The organism is Methanosphaera sp., from assembly GCF_022768985.1.
GTDB lineage: Archaea > Methanobacteriota > Methanobacteria > Methanobacteriales > Methanobacteriaceae > Methanosphaera.
In genome coordinates, this window is record NZ_JALEKL010000004.1 from 107,205 (window position 1) to 133,021 (window position 25,817).

25 protein-coding genes are annotated in these 25,817 nt (G+C 28.2%); 14 read left to right on the forward strand and 11 right to left on the reverse strand.

Annotated elements, in window-relative coordinates; all coding sequences use genetic code 11:
* Positions 1-133: 133 nt before the first annotated feature.
* Both MRZ80_RS01735 and MRZ80_RS01740 read right to left on the reverse strand, forming a co-directional pair.
* The gene (locus tag MRZ80_RS01735; protein ID WP_292535594.1) at positions 134-517 is read right to left on the reverse strand and encodes a hypothetical protein; all 384 of its coding nucleotides are present in this window, start codon (positions 515-517) and stop codon (positions 134-136) included.
* A gap of 121 nt (positions 518-638) precedes the next feature.
* Entirely contained in the window at positions 639-2,432 is a 1,794-nt protein-coding gene (locus MRZ80_RS01740; protein WP_292535596.1) for a DNA-directed DNA polymerase, read from the reverse strand.
* Positions 2,433-2,545: 113 nt separating this feature from the next.
* On the opposite strand from MRZ80_RS01740, the gene MRZ80_RS01745 reads away from it, so the two are divergent.
* The 3 genes from MRZ80_RS01745 to MRZ80_RS01755 all read left to right on the forward strand — a co-directional run bounded on the left by MRZ80_RS01745 (position 2,546) and on the right by MRZ80_RS01755 (position 4,544).
* A complete protein-coding gene (locus MRZ80_RS01745) occupies positions 2,546-3,154 on the forward strand; it encodes a GNAT family N-acetyltransferase (protein ID WP_292535598.1) in 609 nt (202 codons plus the stop codon).
* 39 nt (positions 3,155-3,193) lie between these two features.
* The gene (locus MRZ80_RS01750; RefSeq protein ID WP_292535600.1) at positions 3,194-3,808 is read left to right on the forward strand and encodes a GNAT family N-acetyltransferase; all 615 of its coding nucleotides are present in this window, start codon (positions 3,194-3,196) and stop codon (positions 3,806-3,808) included.
* A 103-nt stretch (positions 3,809-3,911) separates the two neighbouring features.
* Entirely contained in the window at positions 3,912-4,544 is a 633-nt protein-coding gene (locus tag MRZ80_RS01755; RefSeq protein ID WP_292535602.1) for an MBL fold metallo-hydrolase, read from the forward strand.
* A gap of 88 nt (positions 4,545-4,632) precedes the next feature.
* Here MRZ80_RS01755 and MRZ80_RS01760 read toward each other — a convergent pair whose 3' ends face one another.
* The gene (locus MRZ80_RS01760; protein ID WP_292535604.1) at positions 4,633-5,316 is read right to left on the reverse strand and encodes a TrkA family potassium uptake protein; all 684 of its coding nucleotides are present in this window, start codon (positions 5,314-5,316) and stop codon (positions 4,633-4,635) included.
* Between the two features lie 200 nt (positions 5,317-5,516).
* On the opposite strand from MRZ80_RS01760, the gene MRZ80_RS01765 reads away from it, so the two are divergent.
* The 3 genes from MRZ80_RS01765 to MRZ80_RS01775 all read left to right on the forward strand — a co-directional run bounded on the left by MRZ80_RS01765 (position 5,517) and on the right by MRZ80_RS01775 (position 9,200).
* Positions 5,517-6,545 carry a UPF0104 family protein gene (locus MRZ80_RS01765; protein WP_292535606.1) on the forward strand — a complete coding sequence of 343 codons (1,029 nt, stop codon included), beginning with the start codon at positions 5,517-5,519 and terminating at the stop codon, positions 6,543-6,545.
* A 123-nt stretch (positions 6,546-6,668) separates the two neighbouring features.
* The gene (gene fhcD, locus MRZ80_RS01770) at positions 6,669-7,550 is read left to right on the forward strand and encodes a formylmethanofuran--tetrahydromethanopterin N-formyltransferase (RefSeq protein ID WP_292535607.1); all 882 of its coding nucleotides are present in this window, start codon (positions 6,669-6,671) and stop codon (positions 7,548-7,550) included.
* 180 nt (positions 7,551-7,730) lie between these two features.
* Positions 7,731-9,200 carry an NAD(P)H-hydrate dehydratase gene (locus MRZ80_RS01775; RefSeq protein WP_292535608.1) on the forward strand — a complete coding sequence of 490 codons (1,470 nt, stop codon included), beginning with the start codon at positions 7,731-7,733 and terminating at the stop codon, positions 9,198-9,200.
* Between the two features lie 51 nt (positions 9,201-9,251).
* Here MRZ80_RS01775 and MRZ80_RS01780 read toward each other — a convergent pair whose 3' ends face one another.
* A complete protein-coding gene (locus tag MRZ80_RS01780) occupies positions 9,252-9,500 on the reverse strand; it encodes a pro-sigmaK processing inhibitor BofA family protein (protein WP_292535610.1) in 249 nt (82 codons plus the stop codon).
* A gap of 212 nt (positions 9,501-9,712) precedes the next feature.
* On the opposite strand from MRZ80_RS01780, the gene MRZ80_RS01785 reads away from it, so the two are divergent.
* Positions 9,713-10,279 (forward strand): MGMT family protein, encoded by a 567-nt coding sequence (locus MRZ80_RS01785; RefSeq protein ID WP_292535612.1) that lies wholly within the window; start codon positions 9,713-9,715, stop codon positions 10,277-10,279.
* A gap of 1,008 nt (positions 10,280-11,287) precedes the next feature.
* On the opposite strand, the gene MRZ80_RS01790 is transcribed toward MRZ80_RS01785, so the two are convergent.
* From MRZ80_RS01790 to MRZ80_RS01800, 3 genes are all read right to left on the reverse strand, one after another.
* Entirely contained in the window at positions 11,288-12,925 is a 1,638-nt protein-coding gene (locus tag MRZ80_RS01790) for a hypothetical protein (RefSeq protein ID WP_292535614.1), read from the reverse strand.
* Between the two features lie 615 nt (positions 12,926-13,540).
* On the reverse strand, positions 13,541-13,915 hold the full coding sequence (locus tag MRZ80_RS01795) for a hypothetical protein (RefSeq protein ID WP_292535616.1): 375 nt from the start codon (positions 13,913-13,915) through the stop codon (positions 13,541-13,543).
* Positions 13,916-13,940: 25 nt separating this feature from the next.
* Positions 13,941-14,072 carry a hypothetical protein gene (locus MRZ80_RS01800; RefSeq protein WP_292535618.1) on the reverse strand — a complete coding sequence of 44 codons (132 nt, stop codon included), beginning with the start codon at positions 14,070-14,072 and terminating at the stop codon, positions 13,941-13,943.
* Between the two features lie 969 nt (positions 14,073-15,041).
* Between MRZ80_RS01800 and MRZ80_RS01805 the strand changes: the two genes are divergently transcribed.
* From MRZ80_RS01805 to MRZ80_RS01815, 3 genes are all read left to right on the forward strand, one after another.
* Complete coding sequence (locus MRZ80_RS01805) at positions 15,042-15,338, forward strand: hypothetical protein (RefSeq protein ID WP_292535620.1); 297 nt, start codon at positions 15,042-15,044, stop codon at positions 15,336-15,338.
* Between the two features lie 124 nt (positions 15,339-15,462).
* A complete protein-coding gene (locus tag MRZ80_RS01810) occupies positions 15,463-16,695 on the forward strand; it encodes a DNA cytosine methyltransferase (protein WP_292535622.1) in 1,233 nt (410 codons plus the stop codon).
* On the forward strand, positions 16,696-17,436 hold the full coding sequence (locus MRZ80_RS01815; protein ID WP_292535624.1) for a hypothetical protein: 741 nt from the start codon (positions 16,696-16,698) through the stop codon (positions 17,434-17,436).
* Between the two features lie 60 nt (positions 17,437-17,496).
* Here the strand turns inward: MRZ80_RS01815 and MRZ80_RS01820 are convergent, their stop codons facing one another.
* The gene (locus MRZ80_RS01820; protein WP_292535626.1) at positions 17,497-17,919 is read right to left on the reverse strand and encodes a hypothetical protein; all 423 of its coding nucleotides are present in this window, start codon (positions 17,917-17,919) and stop codon (positions 17,497-17,499) included.
* A gap of 136 nt (positions 17,920-18,055) precedes the next feature.
* Positions 18,056-20,122, reverse strand: a complete 2,067-nt coding sequence (locus MRZ80_RS01825) for a hypothetical protein (RefSeq protein ID WP_292535627.1) — start codon at positions 20,120-20,122, stop codon at positions 18,056-18,058.
* Between the two features lie 59 nt (positions 20,123-20,181).
* Here MRZ80_RS01825 and MRZ80_RS01830 point away from each other — a divergent pair, with 59 nt between their 5' ends.
* The 3 genes from MRZ80_RS01830 to MRZ80_RS01840 all read left to right on the forward strand — a co-directional run bounded on the left by MRZ80_RS01830 (position 20,182) and on the right by MRZ80_RS01840 (position 22,050).
* Positions 20,182-20,361 (forward strand): hypothetical protein, encoded by a 180-nt coding sequence (locus tag MRZ80_RS01830; RefSeq protein ID WP_292535629.1) that lies wholly within the window; start codon positions 20,182-20,184, stop codon positions 20,359-20,361.
* 159 nt (positions 20,362-20,520) lie between these two features.
* The gene (locus tag MRZ80_RS01835; protein WP_292535631.1) at positions 20,521-21,258 is read left to right on the forward strand and encodes a hypothetical protein; all 738 of its coding nucleotides are present in this window, start codon (positions 20,521-20,523) and stop codon (positions 21,256-21,258) included.
* 192 nt (positions 21,259-21,450) lie between these two features.
* Positions 21,451-22,050, forward strand: coding sequence for a hypothetical protein (locus tag MRZ80_RS01840; protein WP_292535632.1), 600 nt, complete (start codon positions 21,451-21,453; stop codon positions 22,048-22,050).
* A gap of 181 nt (positions 22,051-22,231) precedes the next feature.
* Here the strand turns inward: MRZ80_RS01840 and MRZ80_RS01845 are convergent, their stop codons facing one another.
* Positions 22,232-23,443, reverse strand: coding sequence for a bifunctional 5,6,7,8-tetrahydromethanopterin hydro-lyase/3-hexulose-6-phosphate synthase (locus MRZ80_RS01845; RefSeq protein ID WP_292535634.1), 1,212 nt, complete (start codon positions 23,441-23,443; stop codon positions 22,232-22,234).
* 364 nt (positions 23,444-23,807) lie between these two features.
* Here MRZ80_RS01845 and MRZ80_RS01850 point away from each other — a divergent pair, with 364 nt between their 5' ends.
* On the forward strand, positions 23,808-24,464 hold the full coding sequence (locus MRZ80_RS01850; RefSeq protein WP_292535636.1) for a PHP domain-containing protein: 657 nt from the start codon (positions 23,808-23,810) through the stop codon (positions 24,462-24,464).
* 72 nt (positions 24,465-24,536) lie between these two features.
* Here the strand turns inward: MRZ80_RS01850 and MRZ80_RS01855 are convergent, their stop codons facing one another.
* Positions 24,537-25,631 (reverse strand): cation:proton antiporter, encoded by a 1,095-nt coding sequence (locus tag MRZ80_RS01855; protein WP_292535638.1) that lies wholly within the window; start codon positions 25,629-25,631, stop codon positions 24,537-24,539.
* Between the last annotated feature and the right edge of the window lie 186 nt (positions 25,632-25,817).

Below are 25,817 nucleotides of genomic sequence, written 5' to 3' on the forward strand. Positions count from 1 at the left end.
CCTTAGTAATGAAATCTAAGACTATTATTAAATATATCTAAAGTTATATATAAACTTTTAGATTTTTTAAAATAAAATTAAGTAAAAAAAGTTAAATTAATAAAAAAAAGTAGTAAAAAAGATAGGAGAAGAATTACTTCTTATTAGGTTTAATATCTATCTCCTCAGCTGTTATCTGTGGTGGAATAGTGTTTGAATACTTACCAATAGTATAAACTTCCACACGAGATCCCGTCTTTAAATCACGAAGTGAAGCATTAACCTTCTGGTTGTCAACTTCCTTATATATCTTAGTATTTTTTGTAATTACAACTGAAATATTACTACTTTCATTATTTTGATCATCAATATATATTGTTCCAATACTTTGATTTGTACTATTAGCAATAGCTGTAGTGTTTCCAACAATATTTCCAGATAAATCAGGCAATTGATTTACAGTTGCAGAATATGTTCCATAAACAACTCCAGCTAAAATAATAATTATAACTATTGCTTTTAATGGGCTAACTTTCATAATAATATTACTCTGCTGTGTTTTTATTTTCTAAGTTAAAATATATTTATATCTCTTATAATTTATATTATTTTATAAATTTATAAGGATAATTCATGATGTTTTTATAAAAAATCATAATTTATTCATCATCTAACTTACCCATATATGTAGCATAAAATCCATCAGTATCAGCATAAACAGGCTTAAATCCATATTCCTCAGCTTTTTTCATTGCATCCTGAATATATTCACGACCCCATGCAGTGATAGCTGCAGCACACTCCTTTTTATACCAACGGAATCTTGAATATCCATATGCACCATACATGGAATTTGCAAGTCTTTTAAGTCCCTGTTGTTCAAAATCATAAGCCTTATAATCTTCAGGCTTAGTTGTTTGCTTCATAAGCTTTTTAATCTTCTGTCTTTCATCGAGAATATCACCAATAATTGATGGAATAAAACCTGCAGGCTCCTTAAGAAACTTAAAACCATTTTCACTACATGTATAATATTCATCCTCACTAAGACCTTCACCATCAGTAATTGTATCTGGTGAAATATTTTTTGAAATAATAATAGAAGGATAAAGACTCTTAAAGTCAAGATATGCAAGATGTTCAAATAAACCCTTCTCAGGCTCTTTAACATAACCACCTGCAACCTTATTATCACCCCTACGTTCTGAATACTCCATATTATTAGGCTTATTAGGAATAATATTATTTTTTTCATATGCACAGCAGATAAGATACCATTCAACCATCTGGCCTGTTGTCATACGTGAAATATCAAAAAGAGGCTGACCTACAAGTTTACTCTGAGCAACAGTAAGAGGTGTAAGTTTCACTGCAATATCAACAGTAGACTTTGCATCATCCATTGAATATGCAAACAACTCCTCAAGGCGTTCATCATCACTATCCCAGTATTCAAAGATCTTATCTCCTTCAACATCAATTTTAACCTTATCAAACAACTCCTCATAAACACGTTCAAGAGTATAATGGTCAAGATTCATATTACGACGAACAAGAGGATATAAATCAACATGAACATATCCACGAATCACACCAGCTGATGCCATACCACGATTAATAAACTTAATAGAACTATTATCAACACCAAGATCAAGTTTAATTTTAAGCTTATCTGCACGTTTTTTAATGTATGGAAGATCAAAATTATCAGAATTATATCCAACAAGCATATCAGGATTTTGCTCTTTTATAACCTCACAAAAACGTCTAAGCATATCTTCTTCTGTTTTTAGCATTTCAACATACTCTTTATCTGAATCTTTAGTTGAAAGAACCTTCATAAATCCATCATTTGATGCAAGACTCATCATTATAATAGGATCTTTTTCAGGTGTAGGCATGCCTTCTGCATTATAAACTTCAATATCAAAACTTAAAATCTTAGTTTTCTGTGGAGATCGTCCTGTATCAATAGGATCTTTAAGTATTTCAAATACACATACATCCTCAAGCTTATCTTCACAATCTGCTATTTCAACATCTCTTCCTTCAACTTCAATAATATTTGTAGGCTTTATTTGTTTATCAATAAGATAACGTCTATAAAATGGTATGTCATATTCCCTAATTTGTGAAACACTACTAAGATTACGTATCTGATCACGAAGCTTAGGAACATCTTGTGGATGGGTGAGGATAAGTTTAATAAATTCTACACTACATCCAATATCAATTTTTTCTTCAATTTCAATATTTTCAAGTTCCATCTCCTTAAGATCACTGATACATTCATCCATATCATATGGTAGAATATACATGTATGGCTTAAAATTCTTATCAACTGCCATAATAGTTTCATCAGTCTGTGGATCTTTTCCAAACAATCGAATAACAGGTTTTTCATTTTCTGTTACATAATCAATATCATTAACAACAAGGCTCTTTTTCTGCATAAATTAATATTTAAAAGATAAAATATTAAAAATTTTATATAAAAAATATATTACTCATAAATGATAGAATTTATAAAATATAATAATAAAAACTTATGTAGAAGATGGAGATAATGTACTTTAGAAAACTAAAAAATACAGATGATATCGATGAAATAGCAGAATGGATCTATTCAACAGAAGAATTTCTATGTAACATACTCTTTAAAGATAAAATACAGTCAATAACAGCACTAGGACGTTTAATTCAAAGCCAGCATATAAATCCATACCATAAAAGCTTCATAACATTAATATGTGACGATGAAACAGATCAGCCAATGGGTGTAAGTGTATCATTTAAAGGATCACAAATTTCATCAAAAGAAACTTACAAGGCATTTGTTGAAACATCATGTTCAAATACATTTCTTATAATGGGAGGACTAATAGGATGTGAATTTTTTGCATCAAAAATAGGAACAAAAGACTACTATATAGGAAATTTATATGTTGATGAAAAACACAGACATAAACACCTTGGATCAAAACTAGTAAATAAGGAAAAAGCAAATGCATCATATCTTAACTGTGAAAATGTACTTCTTGATGTAGAATATGATAAATCCTATCTTCTAGATTTCTATGGAAAGCTAGGCTTTGTTGAAGATAGTAAAAATTATCATGAAGTAATGGGAAAAACATATGGATGCTATGGACTAAAATACTCACTAAGAGATTAAAATAAAAATAAAACCCATGAAAAAGGAGGTAGAATACAGATGGGAATGTATTTTCGAAACTTTAAAAATACAGATGATGTAGATAAAATTGCAGGTTGGATCTATGAAACAGATGAAATAGAATTTAATTATCTTTTCTCAAACGATGAAATCAGGGCAAAAACAGCACTTGGACGTTTAATTAGAAGTGATCATATAAATCCATATCATAGAAACTTTATAATGGTTGCAGCAGATGATAGGACAGATGAAATAATGGGTGTTGCAATAGCATATAAGGGCTCACAGGTATCATTAAAGGAGAAATACAGGGCATTAATTAAGACGGAATGTACAGATAATATTTCAATTGCAGGATATTTTATGATAGGAGAACTATTTACACTTGCAATAGATGATGAAGACTACTACCTTGGAAATTTATATGTAGATGAAAAATACAGACATATGCATCTTGGATCAAAACTAGTAAATAAGGTAAAAGAAAATGCAAAACTACTAAATTGTAACAATATCACACTTGATGTAGTCTACAATAAGCCATATCTATTAAAGTTCTATGAAAAGCTTGACTTTATTGAAGATGGAATGAATTATCATAAAATACTATCAAAAGAATATGGATGTTATGCAATGAAACATCCACTAAAATAGATGATATTATAATTTAAAAATTTTAAAGTATTAAAAAGTATATAACTAACTATTAACATTTAAAAAAAAGAATAAATATTATGAAAAAAAGGATGTAATTTTCATGGAAAAAGTTGAAAATATTGGAATAATACTAGGAAAACAAAGAGATTCAAATGCATACATTATAGATGATATACTAATAGATCCTGGAAGTGGAGAAAATATCAACTACTTAGTTGAATCTATAGAAGACTCAGGTATGAGTATGGATGATATAAATAAGATTGTAAATACACACTGCCATTTTGATCATATTGGTGCTGATAAATATCTTCAAGATACATATGGATATGAAATCTACATGCATCCACTAGATAAACAAACAGTACTATCAAAAGATGCAGATGCTACTGTTGCATCATCATTTGGATGTGAAGTACCAGATCTTGAAATTAAAGATCTAAATGAAGATGACATGATTGGAGATTTTAAGGTAATTCACACACCAGGACATACACATGGTGGAATCTGTCTTTATGATGGAGAAAACCTAATAAGTGGAGATACACTCTTTAGTGGTGGAAACTTTGGAAGAACAGATCTGCCAACAGGAAGTATTGATGATATGAAAAAGTCAATTCTTAAATTATCAGAACTTGACATAGATAGATTATATCCAGGACATGGAGCATATGCAATATCTGCTGTTCGTGAACAAATAGAACTTACAGTAATGATAGCATCAAGATTATAGAAAAAAAGAAAATAATTTATAGAAAAAAATAGATTTTATTTGGGGGATGAATCTTTCAATAGTAATTCTCCAAAAAAGTCTTACTTTCTTATATAAAGCCTATAAGACCTGTTTTATTAAAGAACTTCTTAACCTTTTTAAAGTCACTTTTTTTAAGAAGAATCGTTGCAATATCACCCTTTTGGAGAACAATATCGTTTGTTGCAATAAGTTCACGGTCAGTTTCTCTCTGGTAGTATTGTATTATTATAAAGTTTTCAGCAGGACTTATTTCACCTATTTTTTTTCCAATTAATCTTTTTGAAATAATAGGTATGTTAATAATTTCATAGTCTTCTTTTCCCTTTGTTGGAAGTTCAATAGTATTTGGTCTTATAATTCGTCTTTGAATATCCATACATGTTGCAAGTTCAGGACTTACCACCTCATTTAATCCTAATTTTTTAAACATCTTAATATGTGATGGATTTTCAGTTCTAGCAACAACCTTTTCAACACCACATTCCTGGGCAATAACACTTATTAGTAGATTTACCTCATCTGTACTTGTTGCTGCAACAACAATATCAGCATTCTCAATTCCTGCCTTTAGTAGAACTTTCTTATTTGTAGCATTACCTTTAACAATTTCAACATCACTATATTTCTTCATTTGTTCAAGTCTTTGCTGGTTACTGTCAACTATTGTGATGTTATAGTCACTATTTTTTCTAAGACGTATGATCAGACGATTACCTACACGACCTCCACCTATTATTATAATATTTTTCATCTAATCATCATCCTCCCATAATTTTTTTAAGTTATATTTTTTGTTAAAAGTATTTCGCATACTATGAAATTTTTCTTAATTAATATAAGTTTTAATAAAGAATTAATATATAATTATATAATATTAATTAATATAATAATTTATTACAAAAAAAAATTAATAGGAAAAATAAAGTCCTTATAAATAGGATTTAGATATTTATGAATTATAAAAAAATATTTGCCTTATTTATGGTTGGAGTGGTAATACTACTTGCAATGATAGGATTTATAGGTCCAGATGAGATAGTATTAGCATTAAAGTCAGCTAATATGAAGTATGTACTTATTGCTGTTTTAATTCAAATTTTTTTATTAGTATTATGGGCAGTACGTTGGAGTATTATATCAAAAAGTCTTGATATTAAACATAGAAAACTACCACTTTTTGCTATGACACTTCTTGGTCTTACAGTAAATGAAATAACACCAAGTGGACGTGCTGGTGGAGAACCAGTAAGAGCATATCTTCTTGGTAAAGAAAGTGGAGAACCATTTAAGAAGACTTTTGCATCAGTAATGGGAGATAAGATATTTGACACATTTCCATTTGCAATACTTGCAGTAGTTGCACTGTTATATCTTATATTTACAATAAAATTAAGTGAATCAATTACAGCAACACTTATTGGAATTCTTATAATCTTTATAGCACTTCTTGCAATTATTATCTATGCATGTATAAATGAAAACTTTGCAAATAGAATAATACGAGGAATATTTTCAATAGGACGCAGATTATTTTCACGTAATCTTGATGTTTATGAAAAAAGAGTTCTTGATGCTGTTGGTGAATTTCAGGAAAATCTACGTTTATTAATGGCAGATCGTAATGTATTTATTGCATCATGTGTTATATCATTCCTTTCATGGTTTTTAGAACTTGTACGTGTTTACTTTGTATTTCTTGCATTTGGAACAGAAGTATCTCTTGGTATGATAGCTTCAGTATTTTTAGTATCAACACTTGTAGGTATGATACCAACACTTCCTGGTGGAGTAGGTGCAATTGATGGTGTGATGATTCTTATTTATTCAGTTGCAGGAATTTCACCATTTGTAAGTACAGCATCAACACTTATTGAAAGATTAATTTCATTCTGGTTTGTTGCAATACTTGGACTTCTTACACTTCCATACTTTGGAACAAAAGTACTTGATGAGGTAAACTTTGGAGATGAAGAAAAATAACAAATAACCACCCAAAATATTTTCATTATCCACACCCCCTTTTTTTATTAGGGATGGTGTGATAATCTTTTTTTAAAGAAAAAATAATAATAATCAAATAATTTTAGGGAGATTTAGATATTTATGACAAAAACAATAGTAGATGACACATATGCAGAAGCATTTTCAACAAAAGCTGCACATCTTCTAATAACAGCTCAAACAAAAGAACTTGCACATATTGCAGCTGTAGAAGCAACAGGATATGCAACATCATTTATTGGATGTTCAGCAGAAGCAGGAATTGACAGATTCATGTCAGAAGATGAAACACCAGATAACAGACCTGGATATTCAATTATTATCTGTCAAAATAAGACAAAACAACTTGAAGATGAACTACTTAACAGAATTGGTCAATGTGTACTAACAGCACCAACAACAGCTGTATTTAATCTTATTGATGATTCAGATAAAACAACAAATCTTGGATTTAAGTTATCATTCTTTGCTGATGGATATCAAAGTAAAGATGAATTATATAACAAAGACATCTATAGAATTCCTGTAATGTCAGGTGACTTTATAATTGAAGAATCATTTGGAATTGTTGAAGCTGTAGCTGGTGGAAATCTTTTCATCATGGCAAAAACACAAGATGCAGCACTCAGGGCTGCACAAAAAGCAGTAGAAGCAATTGGTAATGTTGAAGGTACAATCACACCATTTCCGGGAGGAATTGTAGCATCAGGATCAAAAGTAGGATCAAATAAGTATGACTTTATGGATGCAACAACAAATGAAAAATACTGTCCAACACTAAAAGATAAAGTAGAAACACAACTACCAGATGATGTAGAAGGAGTTTATGAAATAGTATTTGATGCACTTACATTTGATGCAATAAAACAGGCAACAAGTGATGCTATCGATGCAATTATGGAAGTTGAAGATGTTGTAAAAATTTCAGCAGGAAACTATGGTGGAAATCTAGGAAAATATAAAATAAATCTTATAGATGAATAAGATTATAGGTAGAATTTCATCAATTAACACTCACCACCACCCCTTTAATTCTTTTTTTTAATACAATATTTTCTTTGAAGATGTCTAACTGTTCTTTTATTATTAAAAATTTAATATCATATAAAATTTAAAACTATCAAGTAATAACTAAAATTAAATAAATGGGGAGTAATTTTTTCTATGAAAGACATACTAACACCAACACAGATGAGAGCTGTAGATGAAAATACACAATACAATCACCTTCCAACAATAGCATTAATGGAAAATGCAGGAGCACAAATTGCAAATTATATTATAGCAAACTATCCTGATAAAAAAAGAGTATCAATCTATGCAGGAGTAGGAGGAAATGGAGGAGATGGATTTGTAGTAGCACGACATCTTCTAAATCATAACTACAAAGTACGCCTATTTTTCCTATCAAAGCCTGAAAATATAAAAAATCAGGACACATATACAAACTGGCAGGTAATAGATGTAATATCAAAAACAGATAAAAACTTAAAACTATTTAAGATAACAGATTCATCACAACTAAAACCTGACAACTCAGATATAATAGTAGATGCAATTCTTGGAACAGGAATAAATTCAAAACTAAGACAGCCAGTATCAGCAGCAGTAGATGTTATAAACTATTCACCAGCAATAGTAATATCTGTTGATGTACCATCAGGACTAAATCCAGAAGATGGCTCAATGGCAGATAAACAAGTAATACCACACACAACACTAACACTACACAAGATGAAAACAGGACTAGATGTGGCAGATACATCAAAAACAGGAAGTATCGAAGTGTTAGATATTGGAATTCCAAAAGCATCACAACTATATACAGGAAGTGGAGATCTACTAAAAATAGAAAAATCAAAAAGAGATTCTCATAAAAATGATAATGGATCAATACTAATTGTAGGATCAAATCCAGACTATATTGGAGCTGTAGTATTTGCAGCAAATGCAGCACTATCACAACACATCGACCTTGTATATATTATAGCACCAGAAAAATCAGCACAGATAATAAAACAATACAATCCAAGCTTTATTGTAAGATCAACACCTGGTGATATACTAACACCTGATGCATTTAATTTAATTAATGAGTTAGTAGATAAAGTAGATGCAATACTACTAGGATCAGGTGCAGGAGTTGATATGAAAACTGGTGAATTATTTACACAGATCATAAAGTCAACACAAAAACCAGTAGTACTTGATGCTGATGCACTAAAAGTTGTAGATGTAGAAGATGCAAGATGTGAAAATATTACAATAACACCACATGTACGTGAATTTGAAACATTTTTTGATGTAAAACTTCCAAAAGACTTTGATGAAAAAGTAGAACAAGTTAGAAAACTATCATGTGAATATGATATAACAATACTTCTTAAGGGAGTTGTTGATATAATAGCAACAAATGATGATTTTAAACTTAATTCTACAGGAAATAGTGGTATGACAATGGGTGGTACAGGTGATGTGCTTGCAGGACTTATGACAGCATTAATTACAAAAACACCAACACCATACGATGCAGCATACATAGCAGCATATCTCCTGGGAAGTGCTGCAGATAAGGCAAAAAAGGAATATGGTGACAACTACCAGATGGATGATATATTTAAATTCCTAAAATAAATAATAAGAAAAAAGAATAGAAAAATTTGGTGTTGAAGAGGGGAGGATTTCTTATATTACAAGTGATATAAGAACTAGAAGTACAACTCCTAGAACTCCTCCAAATCCTGATATTGACATTGTAATTATGTTAACTGGAACATAAATTCCAGGCAGAAGATTGATAATAAAAAGAAATATCCACCCTGTAATAAGATGAGTGATAATTTTAACAATCACACCACCATATTGCTGGAGAAACCTAATTACAACAGCTGCTATTAGAAATATAATAACAAGACTAAATATTGTATCAAACATTTTATTTTTAATCTCCCCACTAACTTTTATTTTTTAATATGTTATGTTTTCATCATCCCACTTTTTAGGATTTCTATAATATTAATATTTCGCTTTTTTCATAGAAATAAATTTTAATATATCACTTTTTCAATAAAACATTAACTATATTTTTATATTTTATTGCACAAACTATTATTTAAAATAATATAAATTGATATGGAGTGTTTAATTTGGGTTCACTTAGATATATATTATTTGAAACATTAATAGGAGAAATAGCAGTAGTATGGAGAAGTTCTGATGAAATACTAAAACAGGTAATTCTACCAGATATTGAAACTGGAAGATATAATTATGCAAAAAATAATTATAGTGGACTGTTATATGAATCAGATCCAAGTGACTATATACAAGATGTAATTGAAGCAATAAAAGATATAATACTTGGAGCAGATGTAAAATTTAGTCTTGACCAGATGGACTTTACAGAGCTAACAGACTTCCAAAGACTAGTTTTAGAAAAACAATTTGAAATACCACATGCAAAAGTTACAACATATAAAGATCTTGCAAAACTTATAGGACATGATAAAAGTGCAAGACCTGTAGCTAATGCTTTAGCTGCAAATCCATTTCCTCTAATAATACCATGTCATAGAACATTAAGATCAGACTGGAAGATAGGAGGATATTGTGGAACAAACGATGGAAGATTTAAGAAATTAATACTTGAAAATGAAGGTGTTGAATTTCAAAATAATGTAGCAAAAAGAAAGTATCATTACCCAAAACAATGAATTCTTTCTTTATTTTTCCTACTTTTTCACACACCACACCTAACTTTAAAACTTATTTTTTTTTATAGACTAAATATTAATACATTTAAAAAATAGAAATGTAATATAGTTAATAAGAAAAAAACTATTTTTTTAACTTAAAATTTAATTAGCAAAAAAAAAGGATTACTAATTTTAAAATAGATATGAGGGAAATAGTTTTTTATCATTTTTTGGAAAAATATTTATTTTTTGATTTATTCATTTACATAAAATATTGGGAGGCTTTATTATATGATGTAATGACTTAATGGTGTGGGTACATCTTAAAAAAATAACTTTTATAATCTCGTAAATTGTATTTTAAGAACATATAATTTAATATAATGTGATATTGTATATTTAAAATTAGATATTTATGTTATTGTCTATTATCCATCTTTAAATAGTTATGTTGATGTATGTTGGAGTTATGGGTTGTTTCCTTTATGTGCTTATCAAATAAGTTAATAATTAATTAAATAGTTATATGGTGGTTATAGCTTTGATATAGACTTAATACCATTTTTCTTTTTTTGTAAGCAATGATTAGTATGGTAATGTTGTTGGCAGACATAAATTTTTATATATTGTAGATGTTTGAGCTTAATAAAATCTCTCAATATATCTCTTTTTAAATGGTTTTATTAGTTATTTAACTAAGTATTTGGTAATAATTACTTTTGATAACATTATATTGTGCTTAATTACTAAATTCGGCTGATATATGATTATTTTGTAATTTTGTTATGTGTTTGTTAGATTTTTGTTATTGGCTCTATGGTCTTCAATAGCTAAAATAAGTCTTTATATTGCTTGGTTGGGATTTGGATTTTGGACTTTAACATCTAACAAAATTAATACAGATCTTTATATTAATAGCTGTTCTGTTTCATTTTCACAAAAATAGGTATTATATGTATAATGTAATAATATGTTATTTTGTTATATTGATTATTTAATTATTGATTTAATGGCTTGGTTGTTGATTTAAAGGTTTGTCAGTTCTTCAAATGTTATTTCAAATCCTCGTGTATTTCCTCTGTTGGTGTGTATTGTTTTGGATGATATGTTGTCTGTTGGTATATTTATTTCGTTTAATATGGATATGTAGTCCATATTTTCACCGACTATTTGGCTGACTTCTTTTTCAAAACCTTTTTTATTTATAACAAAGGATGTATTTGTGTTTCTATAGTATAACCAGTTAATCTCACCATTATTTGCACAGCTAATAAAGTCTCCTATTGTATAATTGATGTTATATGGTTTGTAGTGTATGGAGCTGAATAGTTTGTTTAGTCCATTTCTTATTGTTGTGCATTTGTCTTGGCTGAAATCATCTGTTGATTCTTGTATTTCGTATACTGATGGATTAAATTCTTCTTCTACATCATTGGCAATTTGTTTTAATATTTTGATTGTTAGTGTTTCTAAGTTGTTAAGTTCTTCGGATTTTGATTCAATATATGGTATTATTTTATCGGCAAATGCTCTTCCAAGATGTCTTAATGCTTTTAGGGGTGAATCTTCATACTCGGGTGAATATTTATTTTCAAATTCAATAGCTTCGTTATCAGTTACTTTCATGCTTGATGGATAATAGCTAATATGATACCGTCGAGTTATGAAATTTTTAAATTCTTCGTATTCGTTCATTGTAAATATTGGTAATCCTAATGCCAAATAGTCTATTGTAATTTGTGTGTTGCTTTTATCCTTTGTTGAACGGGTATCTTTGTTGTATATGCACCGTTTCATTGGGTCTTGCATATCTTCTCTAGATATTAGTGTATATGCTTCATCTATAATGGCTGGAAGTGTACTTTCTTCTAGTCTGCTTCCAAATACTGATGTGGTTGATACTGCTTTTTCTCTGTCTTGTGGTGTGGAGTATATCCAAGAGAAGTTTAAGCAACTTCCTGTTTTGTTGGTTTTTGGAGAACCAGTTAGTATTAATCCATATAATCCTTTTGTTTTTCCTATTTCTTTTAAACACCATGAGAATGGAGACCATAACATAAATCGCAGTAATGTGCAGTCATTGTCAATAGCTGAATCTCTTGTATTAAGTAAATCATTAATTAATTTAATACTTTCTTTAACTTGTTCTTTACTGGTTTTTAGTCCATTGATTAATGTATTTTCGATTACTTTACCATCTTTTAGGAAGAATCCTTCTTTAAATACTCGTGTTTCGGTTTGTATAAAATCTTTGCCTTTAATTTCTTTATTGTGGCAATGTATGAATATTTCGTTGATTAATTTTTTAATATCTTTTGTATCATATACAAATAGTCTTTCTGCTTCGAGTTTTTTGATTAATTCCTCAAAAGTTACATCTTCTATGCTTTTGTCTGCATCATAAAGAACATCATAGTATTTAATACTATACACTGGTTCAAATAGTTCCAATGTGTCTTTAGTTATTATTATTTGCTTGATGTATAATTTAGCAATTAACTCGTCTTCTTTTTTGCCTTTTTTAAATTTTGTTATATACATTCCATCTTTCTTTTGATATGTGTTTTTTGTTAAGTTGAACCGTTTAGGTTCTTCCAATTCGGATAATTTATCTGATATTGGTGTTTTATCCTTTTTATTTTTAGATTTGATATCTTTAATCATAATTATCACCATTATTTTTAATTATATTTGTTCCTCGGTCAGAGTTCATAAAATTAATAAAAGAATAATGGTGTTGCAATCCTGATGGTTGTTAACAATAAATCCATATATTTATTAATGATGGGATAGAAACAGTTATTGTGGTAATAAGGTAACTGTTCTCTATGTTGTTTTTAAACTCATAGGGAGCAACACCTGAGAATTCTTTTTTTATTATAATTTAATATTGCATATTTCTCATCTTTTTATTTAGTCAGCACCAACCCTCATCGTTTAATAACATTTTGTGATTATATTTCTAAATTCTTTATTTTATAATAATCCACTCATGCCTATTTATAATTCTTATCAACATATTATATAAACCTTTTTATATATAAAAATCATTTTAAATAGCTTTATTTTAAATTTGATAGGTTATACAGTCTTTATTGAATGTCTTATTTTTGGAGCGAAAATAAGATATATAAACTACTGGAGTTCCTTTGATTGATTGTTAAATCGAATGTTTTATACTGTTTTTTGTCAAATTTTCTTCTAAGTCTTTTGATAATATGTCAGATAATTAATTTTTCTTATTATTATACAAATGTTTAGTAGTGACTTTTTTATTTTTTAGTAAAATGGATGATTTTTGGCTTTTGGTGGTGTTTGTTTTTTCAATTGATTTATTTGCTTGTCTATGGCTTGTATTATCTTTTTGATTTTGTCTTTGGTTGTTTGTGTTACTTGTATTCTGTCAATTTCGTTTACATGGATGGTTGACTCGAAAAAGTCGAGATTTAGAATGTAATCGTATTCATCATATATTTCAAAAACATAACTGTAGTATTGTCTTTCGTATTGTAGTGATTCTACTTGTCTATGTCGGAAATAATCTTTCCTATGGTCATATATGTGGTTTATTTTGTCAATTGTTGGTAGGGTAATGTAGACATTAATGTTTTCTTTTAAGTCGTTCCATTTCTCTTTATTCTTTGACTGAGGCATATTGTCTATTCTTTCTTCTAAACTTTTAGATATTCTCATGATATTCACCTTTTTCTCTAATCTTTTCTCTTTTGTATTCTTCTGCTATTGCTGTGCGAATTACAGCAGTTTTGTTCAATAATTTTCTTTCTTGAAGATATGATAACATATCTTGCATTTCTTCTGTTACTCTAATACTGAATGTATTAGTGTAACTAAGATTTGTGTTGCACATAATACTAATTGAGTGTCTAATGTATATAAAAAATAAATTATATTCTTCTTTTTGATGTAGGACATTATTTGGATTATTAATAATTGTTGGTAAGACATTTAGGTAATTTTTACATTGCCAAATGAAGCAGGAAAGGTCACAAACACGCTAAATATTTCAAGTCCTAATTCTGGCGATTATCCTTCGAGCAATTAAGCAATCAAGTAATTAATTAATGATGCAATTTTTCGATTAATTATTGGTTGGTGCTGATGACCATCATATTTTAAAAGATGCTTCATCATTATGGTACTTATGATAATTGCATTGATTATTTTATAGCTACATTATATTTTAATGAAAGTAATTGTTTAATTACTTAATTATGGGTTAGTTTATGGGAAAGATAGCTTGATTTTGAACTAGTTGTCTTGGACTGTTGGTTGTAATTTTTATTGCTGATTTGGATTATTGGTTTGTTTTGTATGCCCTCGAATTGCTCAAAAAATAAGGATGGATAATACTTTATTTTGGATTTAAAGATACTGTTTTTCAGACATACAGGTGTCCCAAATCGCATGTTTCATCTTGCATATGTATATTCAGATACTTGAAGATTTGATTAATTATTTTGATTACATGTAATTACATGTAATTTTTATAATAGTTACATGTAATTTAATGTAAGTAATTTTTTAACGATTTGTTGATTTTGGATTTTTTGCCGAAAAGGAGCAATCAATTATGTTTCACATCGTGTATCTGTTATTGCACACAAACATTCTGGTGTTAGATTATGTATGACTTCGCAGATCTTGGCTATCACATGGGGCAACATGGTATTATAGGTGATGAGTAAAAAATGTAACAATCAAAATTTAATATGGTTGCTTCTAATATTATTATATAGTATGTTTTGCTGTTGTGAGTATTATGATGGAAAAGGAAATTAAAGCTTATGGTGATAGGAAAGATACAATTATTAGATTTGTTAAAAAGGATAATGTCAAGTTAGGTAAAGTTTATGTTTTGTATCCAAGTGAGTATGATGATATGAGAGCTAAAATAGCTGAGTTGGAATTAGAATTAGCTATACAAAAAAGTAAAAATAAAAATTTAAGAGAAGAATTAAGTTCTAAAAATACTGGTTCAGATTTGTCTGCGATATTGGATAAATTAGATGATATTAATGATAAGATTAGAAGCTTAGAATCTAAAATAAGTAGTTAATTGTAACTATGGTTGAAAATCTTTCTATTTTGGGTGTTGATAGGTATATCTGAAAATTATTTATAGATTGAAGTATAAACTTATTTTTATATTTTGCTGATAAATATTGGAGATTGAGTAGATAATGAGTGATAATTATACTGTAGTTTCTTTGTTTTGTGGTGCTGGAGGAATGGATTTAGGATTTAAACAAGCTGGTTTTAATATTTTATGGGCAAATGATTTTGATGAAGATGCTACTATTACATATAAGAATAATATTGGGAATCATGTAGTCTTAGGGGATATATGTCAAATTGATAGTGGTGAAATTCCGAATAATCCTGATGTTATAATTGGAGGATTTCCATGTCAAGGGTTTTCAGTAGCTAACACTAAGCGAAATATGGATGATGAGCGAAATTTTTTATATAAAGAAATGCTTAGAATTATTGATGATAAGAAACCTAAAATATTTGTTGCCGAAAATGTTAAAGGACTTCTTTCAATGGAAAAAGGCAAAGTTATTGATATGATTGTCAAAGATTTCGAAAAAATTGGTTATTCTGTTAATTATGAAGTTCTTAATTCAGTTGATTATGGTGTTCCTCAAACAAGACAAAGAGTTATTATTATTGGTAATCGAATTGGTGTAGATAATATTTATCCAGATAAAACTCATTTCTTAAAAGATAAAAAACAACAAACTTTAATTAGTTCTAATAATGGATTAAAACCTTATGTAACTACTAAAGAAGCTATTGGATTTTTGAGTGATGTTAAAATTACTAATAATGAGCTTTTGGTTGGGGGTAGAGAAATTCACAATCATATTGCTTCAACTAATGTTTCAGATAAATTTTGGGCTAGAAAACATGATGTAGACCAAGCACAAATTTGTGATTATCTTAGGGGTTGGAGAGATTCATCAGAATGGACTACCAAGAAAATTGATGAACATTTTGGTTATAAACATACTGCTGGGCATTGGTTTAGAAAAGATAATAATTCTGGTTCAATTCCAAATCCCGATGATTGGTGGGAACTTAAAAGGATACTAAATTTTGATGACAAATATGATAAACAAGTCACTGAACTTATAGAAAAGGAAATTGTTTTTGAACAATCTTTAAGAATTACTAATTGGGATAAGCCTAGTGATACTATTACAGCTACAAGTCCAGAGATTCATGTAAATAAAAAAAGAAGATTGTCTGTTAGAGAATGTGCTATTCTACAAACTTTTCCAGATGATTTTATTTTTTATGGAAGTTTAAGTTCAATGTATAGGCAGGTAGGAAATGCCGTACCAGTTTTACTTGCAAAAAAAATAGGAGAATGTGTTATTAAAATGTTAAACCAATATGTTGGTGATTAAATGGAACATAAGGAAATTGAATTTTGGGAACATGAATATCTGAAACAAATATATTATTTATTAAATATAGATAAACAGAAAATGTTAGATGGTTTCAATACTAAAGAAGATATTAGAAAAGATTGGCAAGATTTTTTAGGAAAAGAAACTTCTGACTTTGCTACAGGTTCAGAAAGAATTTTTTACTGGTTATTTAATCAATTTGGAGTGCCAAATTCATCACCTATTGGTTCTGATATGTTTTTTGAGACATATAATGCTTATGTGCATATAGATATTAAAACGGTTACTAAAAAGAATATTGGCGATATAACTAAAAATATATTTGTTGGTGACAATCAAAATAGTTATATTGGGCATGTTAAAACAAGAACCTATGATGATAAGTATAAAGGTAATCTACCTACTTTTTACCATAAAGAAAATGGCGAAGTAAAAATATGTTTAACATATTTTATTTGTATTTTGTATAATGAAGAGAATTTGGACATTCAAACTATTATTATTACTTGCATGCCTAATGGAGAATTATCTGAGTTTTATGAGCCAGATACTCTTAATGCTGGTAAAAATAGAGGCAAAGTCCGATATAATTATTCTAAATGCAAATATTTTAGATTATTAGATGACCAACCATTAAGAACTAAAGTTTTAATTTGGTCTCCAGAGAGTGATGATGTTAAAAAAAGACTTAGTGAGATTGAATCTATTTATTTAGAACAAGAGGAATCTAATTTATAATAATGTTAAATTTAGTATGGGTTTAAAATATCCTCATATATTTAGGAAATTATGATAGGATTAATGATATTGTTCATTAATCCAAGATTCAAACTCTATTAAAGCACCACTTGTTAGATTATGTGTGTCTTTAACAATAGCTATGCATGATGTTATAATCTCATAATCTACATCATCTATTTCACCAAAATACTTTTTAAGATTATTTAACTTTTCTATGTCTGATAATTCGGAATCAAATAACATTGATTCTATAAAAGGCACATATTTATGAAGTATTGTTGGACTAGCTAACTCATCATCTTTTAATAATAATTTAGTCAATACTTCTTTATCAAAATGCAACCTATGATTTTCTAAGAACAATCTTTTATTTTCTCGTATTAATCTTTCTATTGTGACATTGTATGTTTCTTTATCGTATGCAATATCATCTAATTCAGATTTTACCTTTTCAGTTACTTTAATATTCTTCAAATCCATAATTACATCTCCTAATAGTTATGATAATTGGAACAATTTGCATGTTCATTATTTGGCTTGTTGTTCTCTTTATTATAATATTGGGGTGAGTAATATATAAGTATCTTATTAAGATACTTATAGGATATGTTGTTGTCTAGTTATATTCAACATCATCATAGTACATTGCCTCTTTTATTATATCAATAGCTAACTCATCATTGATTTTTGATTTGGCATACTTCTCTTGGTGGTCAAAAAGGTATCCTAAGAGTTTATCTCCTTGATTTTCACCACCAATAACATCTAACAATTCATTTTTATCAATAAAATCCATAACATATGTCCAAATATTTTGTAGGTGTTTAATAATTTTACCATTATCTTTTAATTCTTCTTCTAATCTTTCTTTTAATTTTTTATCTATTTTAAGCTCGAATTTAGCTTTTCCTATTAATTCTTTGATTCCATTTCCATCATCATACATTTTTTCATGTTCTAATGCAATTGCAGTGGATAGTTCTGTTATTATTGCTATATCCTCATGATTTATCTTTAATGTCTCCTTATTTTTATGTATGTATTCATTTATTTTATCTCTAATAGTATTTGTATTTAAATCATTAAAACCTAAATTTTCCAATATGTCTTTCTTAACATCTTTAATTTTTGTATCAACATCTTTTTCAATTTCTTCAGTTCTATTTCGTAATTCTTTAACTTCATTATTTAATCGCTCATTTTCTGTATTTAAATCTGTAATCTTATCAGTTTTTTCTTTTATTTCATTAGTTAATTTTGCATATGTTTCATCTGTTACAAAATTAACACGATATTGTTCGTATATTGTAAGTTCATCTAACCACCTTAGGTAATGTTGATTAATCTTGTGAGGGTCTCGTTTAAAATATGCTTCAGATGTTGCATCAAATTTTCTTCCTTGTATTTGATTAACTAACAGTGGTTCATCAATTAGATTTGCATTGAGTCTTCTAAGTTGATGTGATGTGAAAAATCGTTGTCTGTCTTGATTAACCCATCCCCAATTATTTTTATCATTAACATGCTGAAATGCTCGTATTAATGATTTTCTAGAATAATCAAATACTTTATCATCTAATGTCAAATTTTCTCTTGTTTTAAGATAATTGATAATAAATTGATTTGCCTCTGGAGTAATGCAAGTATAATAATCTCTGTTCCTTTTTACACGAACAAAATGAAATGTTGGTACAAGTTCTTTATCACCATCTACTTCATCCAACACTTGTTCAATATTTATATCACTAATGTCTTTATGTATTTCAATTCCTTTAACTCCTTTAATATATTCTTCTATTGTAAATTCTCTTGCTTCAGCAGAACCTGAACCACTAACCATACAAAAAAGAAATAATGCACGATTTTTAATACTAGTTGTTGTCTCTATAGCTTTTTGAACATGTTCTTTCTTTGGGACTTCTTCAAATGATATTTCAGTATCATATGGGACATTAGGTTTTCCAAGTTGAGGTATCGTAATATCGCATTCTGCATAAAAGAAGGTAATATCACTCATTTTTGTACTTACTGTTTTATTAGAATATTTTTCTTTATGCAAATAATTCCTATATTCAACAAGTCTTCGTTTAACACTTCTTTTTGATTCTCTCACATTTTCTTCTTCTTCATCTTCTGCTTCTTGAATTAATTCTTCAATTGACATATTAAAGTAATCACAATATCCAGTTAAACTTGTTAAATATCCTCCAATTGTACTTTCATTACTTAAGTTCCTATTTGTTGTAAAATCTTGGAAAAGTTGGGAATTTTTTATTTCTTCTCTTAATTTTGGATTAAGTAATGGTCTTAAGTCAGATTGGGGTAATGTAATTCTTTCTCGCCTATAAAATGCTCGCACTGTTTTCATTCTACTTCTTACAGTTTTTGGTGCATATCCTTCTTCAGTTAAGAATTTTTCATGATTATCTAATCTTTTTGTAATTTTTCTTTCTGAAATAGGTTTATCTGATTTCTCTTCATTTTTTGCTTCTTTTAATAAATCTGATAAAGTTTCATCTTGACTATAGCAATAAATTGCTAAATGTGTAATTTGGGTTACTTCACTACTTTTAGTAAGGTCAGAACTTTCAATATATTCTATAACTGGTTGATACTGTTTTACAAATTCTTTATATTTATCATATTTCTCTCCATCTTCCAGTCTTAATTTTTTACTTGCCATGATTTACATTTTGGTAGTTTTATTATATATACTATTGGGACACACTATCAAGTCACTATATGATGCAATGGGAAAAACTAACAAATGATTACTTTAAAATAATATCATCAATAGGACTTATTCTCATAATACTAGGTGTAGTTAACATCCGATTTATGAACTTCGGATTTGGAGTACTAATTGCAGTAGCAATCCTATACTTCCTAAGAAATCGAAACCTAAAAAAACAAAACAAATAAAAAAAAACTAATTTTCAACTCTTTTTCTCTTTTTTTCTATATTATTCAAAAGATTTATTTTCTGAAAAAAAAAAGAATTATATTTAAGAGTAAATCTTATGAAGTTTTTTTTTAAATTCATGTAGATTATATCCTGATGATTAATGGAGGGAATTAATTATGAATGAAATGAATATTTTAGCATGTTATCTTTTAATAGGATTAGCAGTGTCAGTTTTCAATGCTTTTTTTGTTTTAAAACCATTTTACAAGTGGATTAATCGTAATATAAAAGAAGATTTTTATGATGAAACTAAAAGTCCAGCATTTGATTTTGATGTTATTAATGGAAAATATGGAGTATTATTAAATCTATTTTTTGGATTTTTACCTTTTATTTTGATAGGCTTTGTGTTATCTGCATTTTTAACATCACATTATGAATATTTATATGGTTTAGTGATAATTGGGTCAATGTTTTTAGTTCTATTTATTTTGTGCCATAGAGATCATGTATTTTCTCAGCCAAATTTTAATGATAAAACTATTGAAAAGCCATCATTTTCAGATATTTTTATTTTAACTCTTAAAGGTCGTGTATATTCTCATCCAAACTTTAGTGCAGAAAATATTGAAAAAATCCATTTTACTGAAAATAAGTATTCATTTGTATTTTCTATGATTATATCAATGTTTTTAACTGTTGCTTTAACATTATCTGGAATAACTAATCTTATTGAAACAGGTGAGGTTAAGTATTTAATATGGTGTATTGTAACTTTTGTATTTATATTAATGATTCTTTTTGTAGATAAAGTGGATAATTTAGTTCCTATAAATTTACATAAACGTTTAAATTTTTTATCTTTTGAACTTTCACTTGTAATTATAGTTTCTATAATGGGAAGAATGCTTTAATTTTCACCTTCCTTTTTCTTATTTTTTAGATACTCAAAAGATTTATTTCTGAAAAAAAAAGAATTATATCTAAGAGTAAAACTTATGAAGCTTTTTTAAATTCTGGAGGATTACATTCAGATTAATTAAATAAAAGAAGGAGTTGGTATTATTAATTTAGGAGATTTAAGTTTTTATTTATATTTCATAGGTTTGGGAGCAGTATTTTTAAATGATATGTATTGTTTAAAGCCTTTTTATAAGTGGATTAATCGTAATATAAAATCAGATTTCTATGATGAAGATTATAATCCAGATAGTTTTTATTCTGTTAGAGGTAAGTATAGTTTATTTATAAATCTTTTTTTCGGATTTTTACCTTTTATTGTAATAAGCCTTATTTTACCATTAATATTTATTCCAAATAATTTTGTATTGCAATTAACATTATTTTTTGCTATGATGTTTTTCATTCTTTTTGTATTATGTCATAGAGATCATGTATTTTCTCTTCCAGATCTTGATAATGGAATAACTGCTGAGGAGATACATTTTAGTGAAGATAAGTATCCTATTATTTTTACTATGTTAATGTGTGTACCACTTGCATTTTTCTGTGCATTTTTTGGTATAGGAAATTTTTTTATTTCTCATAATATGATGTTTATTAGTTCATCTATTCCAAAGATTATTGGTATAGTGATGCTTTTTTATATTGATGTGGTTGATAAGATATTGCCTATTAATTTACATAAGATGCGAAATTTTTTAATTTATAGTGTTGCTGTTATAGTAATTAGTTTTTTAATATGAAATTATATTATAATAGTTTCACTTTTTTTCTTATTTTTTTTATTATTTTTTAGTTATAAGTTTTAACTTATAAGTTATTAGTAAGTAGAATTAACTTTTTTTCTTTAATTTTTGCATGTAAAAAAATGGTAATGTTTTAAAAAAAGGGTTTGTGGGGGGGGAGAAGATATTGTTTTTGTGCTTATATTTTTTCGTCTTCGTCAAGTGCAAGTCTCATTGTATCTGAGTCTTGTGGCATGTAGTAGAGGAAGTCTTCTGCTGCTCTTCTTACATCTGATGATCCGATGATGTATCTTCCTGCAATAATAATGTCTGCACCGTTTTCGAGTGCTGTTGTTACTTTTTCAGGTGTTACTCCACCAGCTACTGCGATTAATCCTCTTTCTCCGAGTTTGGATTTGATTTCTTTGATGTTTCCCCATTCGGATTGTTGTTCGTTATCGTTGTCTCTCATTGTTTCTGAGTCGATGTTTCTGTGTAAGAGAACTATGTTTGGTTTTAATTTGAGTTGTTCAAGTTTTGCTGGAATATCTGATACGTTCATCATATCAAGTATTGAGTATATTCCTTGTTTGCTACATTCATGGATAGCTTTTTCTATTGATTCGTTTGTTCCAAGTCCTGAGATTGCTACAGCATCTGCTGTTTCATCTGCTGCCATTTTAACTTCTACTCTTCCAACATCTAATGTTTTAAGATCTGCAATAATGAATGCTCCAGGTCTTTCTTCTCTTATTTTGCTTATGATTTCTACACCGAATTTTTTAACTAGTGGTGTACCTGCTTCTATAAGTATTCTTTCACGTTTTGGTAATGCACGAATTATGCTACGCATTTTATCTTCATTATCAAGGTCAAGAGCTACTTGTAGGTATGGTGGGTTCCATAATTTCATTGCTTTGAATCCCATAATTGGATGTGTTCCTCTGTCTTTTTCTGCTAATACTTTGTCAACTGATGGGTATCCTTCAAGTGCACGTTTTATTGCAAGTTTGGTTGCTCCATAGTTGTATTGGTATATTTTACGGTAGTCTTTTGCTGATGGGTCAATAAATACATTTACCATTAATACAAGGTCATCTACCATGTCTTTTGGTATGATTTCTTCTTCTACTGCATCAGCTACTGCTCGTCCTACTGCTGTTTGTGCAGGACCAAAGATTTTACTTACATCATCAAGGTTTTGTACTGTTACTTTTGGTACAATTAATGTTGCAGGTTTTGTTGCAAGGTTTGGTCTTATTACTGCAAGAAGTGGTGTGTGTCCTACTGACATACTTGCCATGTTGTTTGCAAATGCTGTTCCTACAGGTCCTTTTTTATCACCAATAACTAAGTCGATGTGTGCTAATTCAGGTCCATCTCCAATTAAAGCTTCTCCAATTTCATACATGTGTTATATTCTCCATTAAATTCCTATAATAATTTATTTAAATTCAAATAGATAATTTTAAAAAAAATTACTTGCCCCTCTTTTGTAAATAAAAAAAGAGTATTGTTATATATTATTATATTAGTATTTTTTTAATTATTAAATTTATGTTTTAAAAATTATTTATTTAATTATAAATTTAAATAAAATCAATTTATAATAAAGATTATCTTATTAGATAATAAAACTAGAATAAATAGGTTTTAAAATCCTTTTTATCATATGGTAATTAGGATGTGAAATTAGTTAAAATTAATATATTAATAGAAAAAGAAATATTTAATTAACATTTTATTTAAAAAATATTTGGGGAGTTTAAGATTAAATGAAGATTGATACACATATTCACAGTAAGTTTTCTAAGGATTCTATAATGCCACTTGAGGATATTATTAAATATAGTAGAATTGAAAATCTAGAAGCTATAGCAATATCTGATCATGATGAAATTGGGGTAATTGAGGCAATAAAGAATGTTGAACATGAGGGTATTATTGTAATACCAGCAGAAGAGGTAAGTACAACTAAGGGTCATATTGTAGCTCTTGGAATTAGTGAATATATTAAGCCTCTTCAAACACCACAGGAGACTGTTGATCAAATTCATGACAATGGTGGGGTAGCTATTGCTGCACATCCATACTGTTATTATCGTAGTGGTGTTGGTGATATTGTAAGAGATCTTGATGTTGATGCTATGGAAACTAAGAATTCAAGATTTATTCTTGGTATGTCAAATTATATGAGTAAAGTTGTATCACAAAAGTATGATATTCCAGCTATTGGTGCAAGTGATGCACATTTTATTGAGGGAATTGGTAGTTGTTATACAGAAATTCCACAGGCAGATAGTGTTGATGAAATCTTAAAGTATATCAAAAAAGGCATGACAAAAGCTTGTGGAATAAGAACTCCTATGAAGGCTATTATTCGTGAAGTTATAAGAAAAAAAGGACATAGAACTAAGCCAAAAACAGAATAAAAAAAAATGAAAAATTGGATGAATAATTTAATTTTTCTAAAAAAAATCTTCTAATCTTTTTTTTTATTATAATTATTCATCTTTAATTACTGGTGGATAGAATTTATCTGCAATAAATGTTGGAAGTATTGCACTAAGTACTAAAACTCCTGTAAGAATACTGTAAATTTCACTACTTATAATATGATTATTAAGTCCATATAATGCTGCTACAAGACCAAATGTAAGTCCTGTTGAAAGTATAAGACTTATAAACATGTGATTGTCATCAAGATTGTGTGATATTACAGGATATGCACCAATAAATTTTGATACTACACGTACTATGAAGATTGCAAGGAACACTCCTATTGATCCCATTATTATGGGTATTGATACTTTCATTCCTCCAACTATAAAGAATATTGGTGTTATTACACTAAATGCTACTGTTTGAAGTCTTTTTAGCATGTTGTTTTTGTTGTCATAGCTAAATGGTTTTGCAAGTAGTGCTCCTAGTATGAATACAAATAGTAGTGCTTGTCCTCCACCAACATTTGCAAGAAATATCAATGCTGTTATTAGAAGAAATATATATTTAATTTCTAACTCATTTTTCTGCATTGAATATTTACGACTTTCAAATAATTTATTTGAAAATTTATATGCAACACATAATATTATAACAGATAAAACAATGAATATCAGTGTGTTAATATCTGGCTTCATAAATAGTATACTTAATGCTAATGCAGTTGCAATATTTATAAGAAATGTAGATCCCATAAGTATTGTACCAATTGTTTTTGATGATAAACTACGACTTAAAATCACAGAATATACAATTGCAATAGATGTTTCACTAAGTGCTACTGCAACAAGTAGTGATGATGTTAAATCCCACTTAAGCATCATATAACAAAGTATTAGTACACATATAAATGATAAACCAAACGATCCTATAGCTGTAAATAGGCATGTTTTAAAGTTATCTTTAACTATTTCAAAGTCAATTTCTGTTCCTGCAAGGAATGTTAAGACCATTCCACCAATTGATGCTATATATAACATCCATGGTTCAACTTGTAAAATTCCCAGATTTCCTGCAATAATACCAACTACTATTTCAACAATAGATACTGAAATTCCAAATTTTACTGAAATACAACTTGCAAGAAGTATTAGCACGGCAAGAATTACTGGGAAATAATCTGCTGTTATAATAAATAAAACCTCCCTTTAAATTAATTCAATCTAAAAAAAATAATATTTTTTCCTTAATAAAAGATATTTTCAATAATAATCCTTTGTATGTATAAATTTCTATTAAAAATCTTATTTATATCTTAAATCAATAAAAAAAGTGGTAATTAA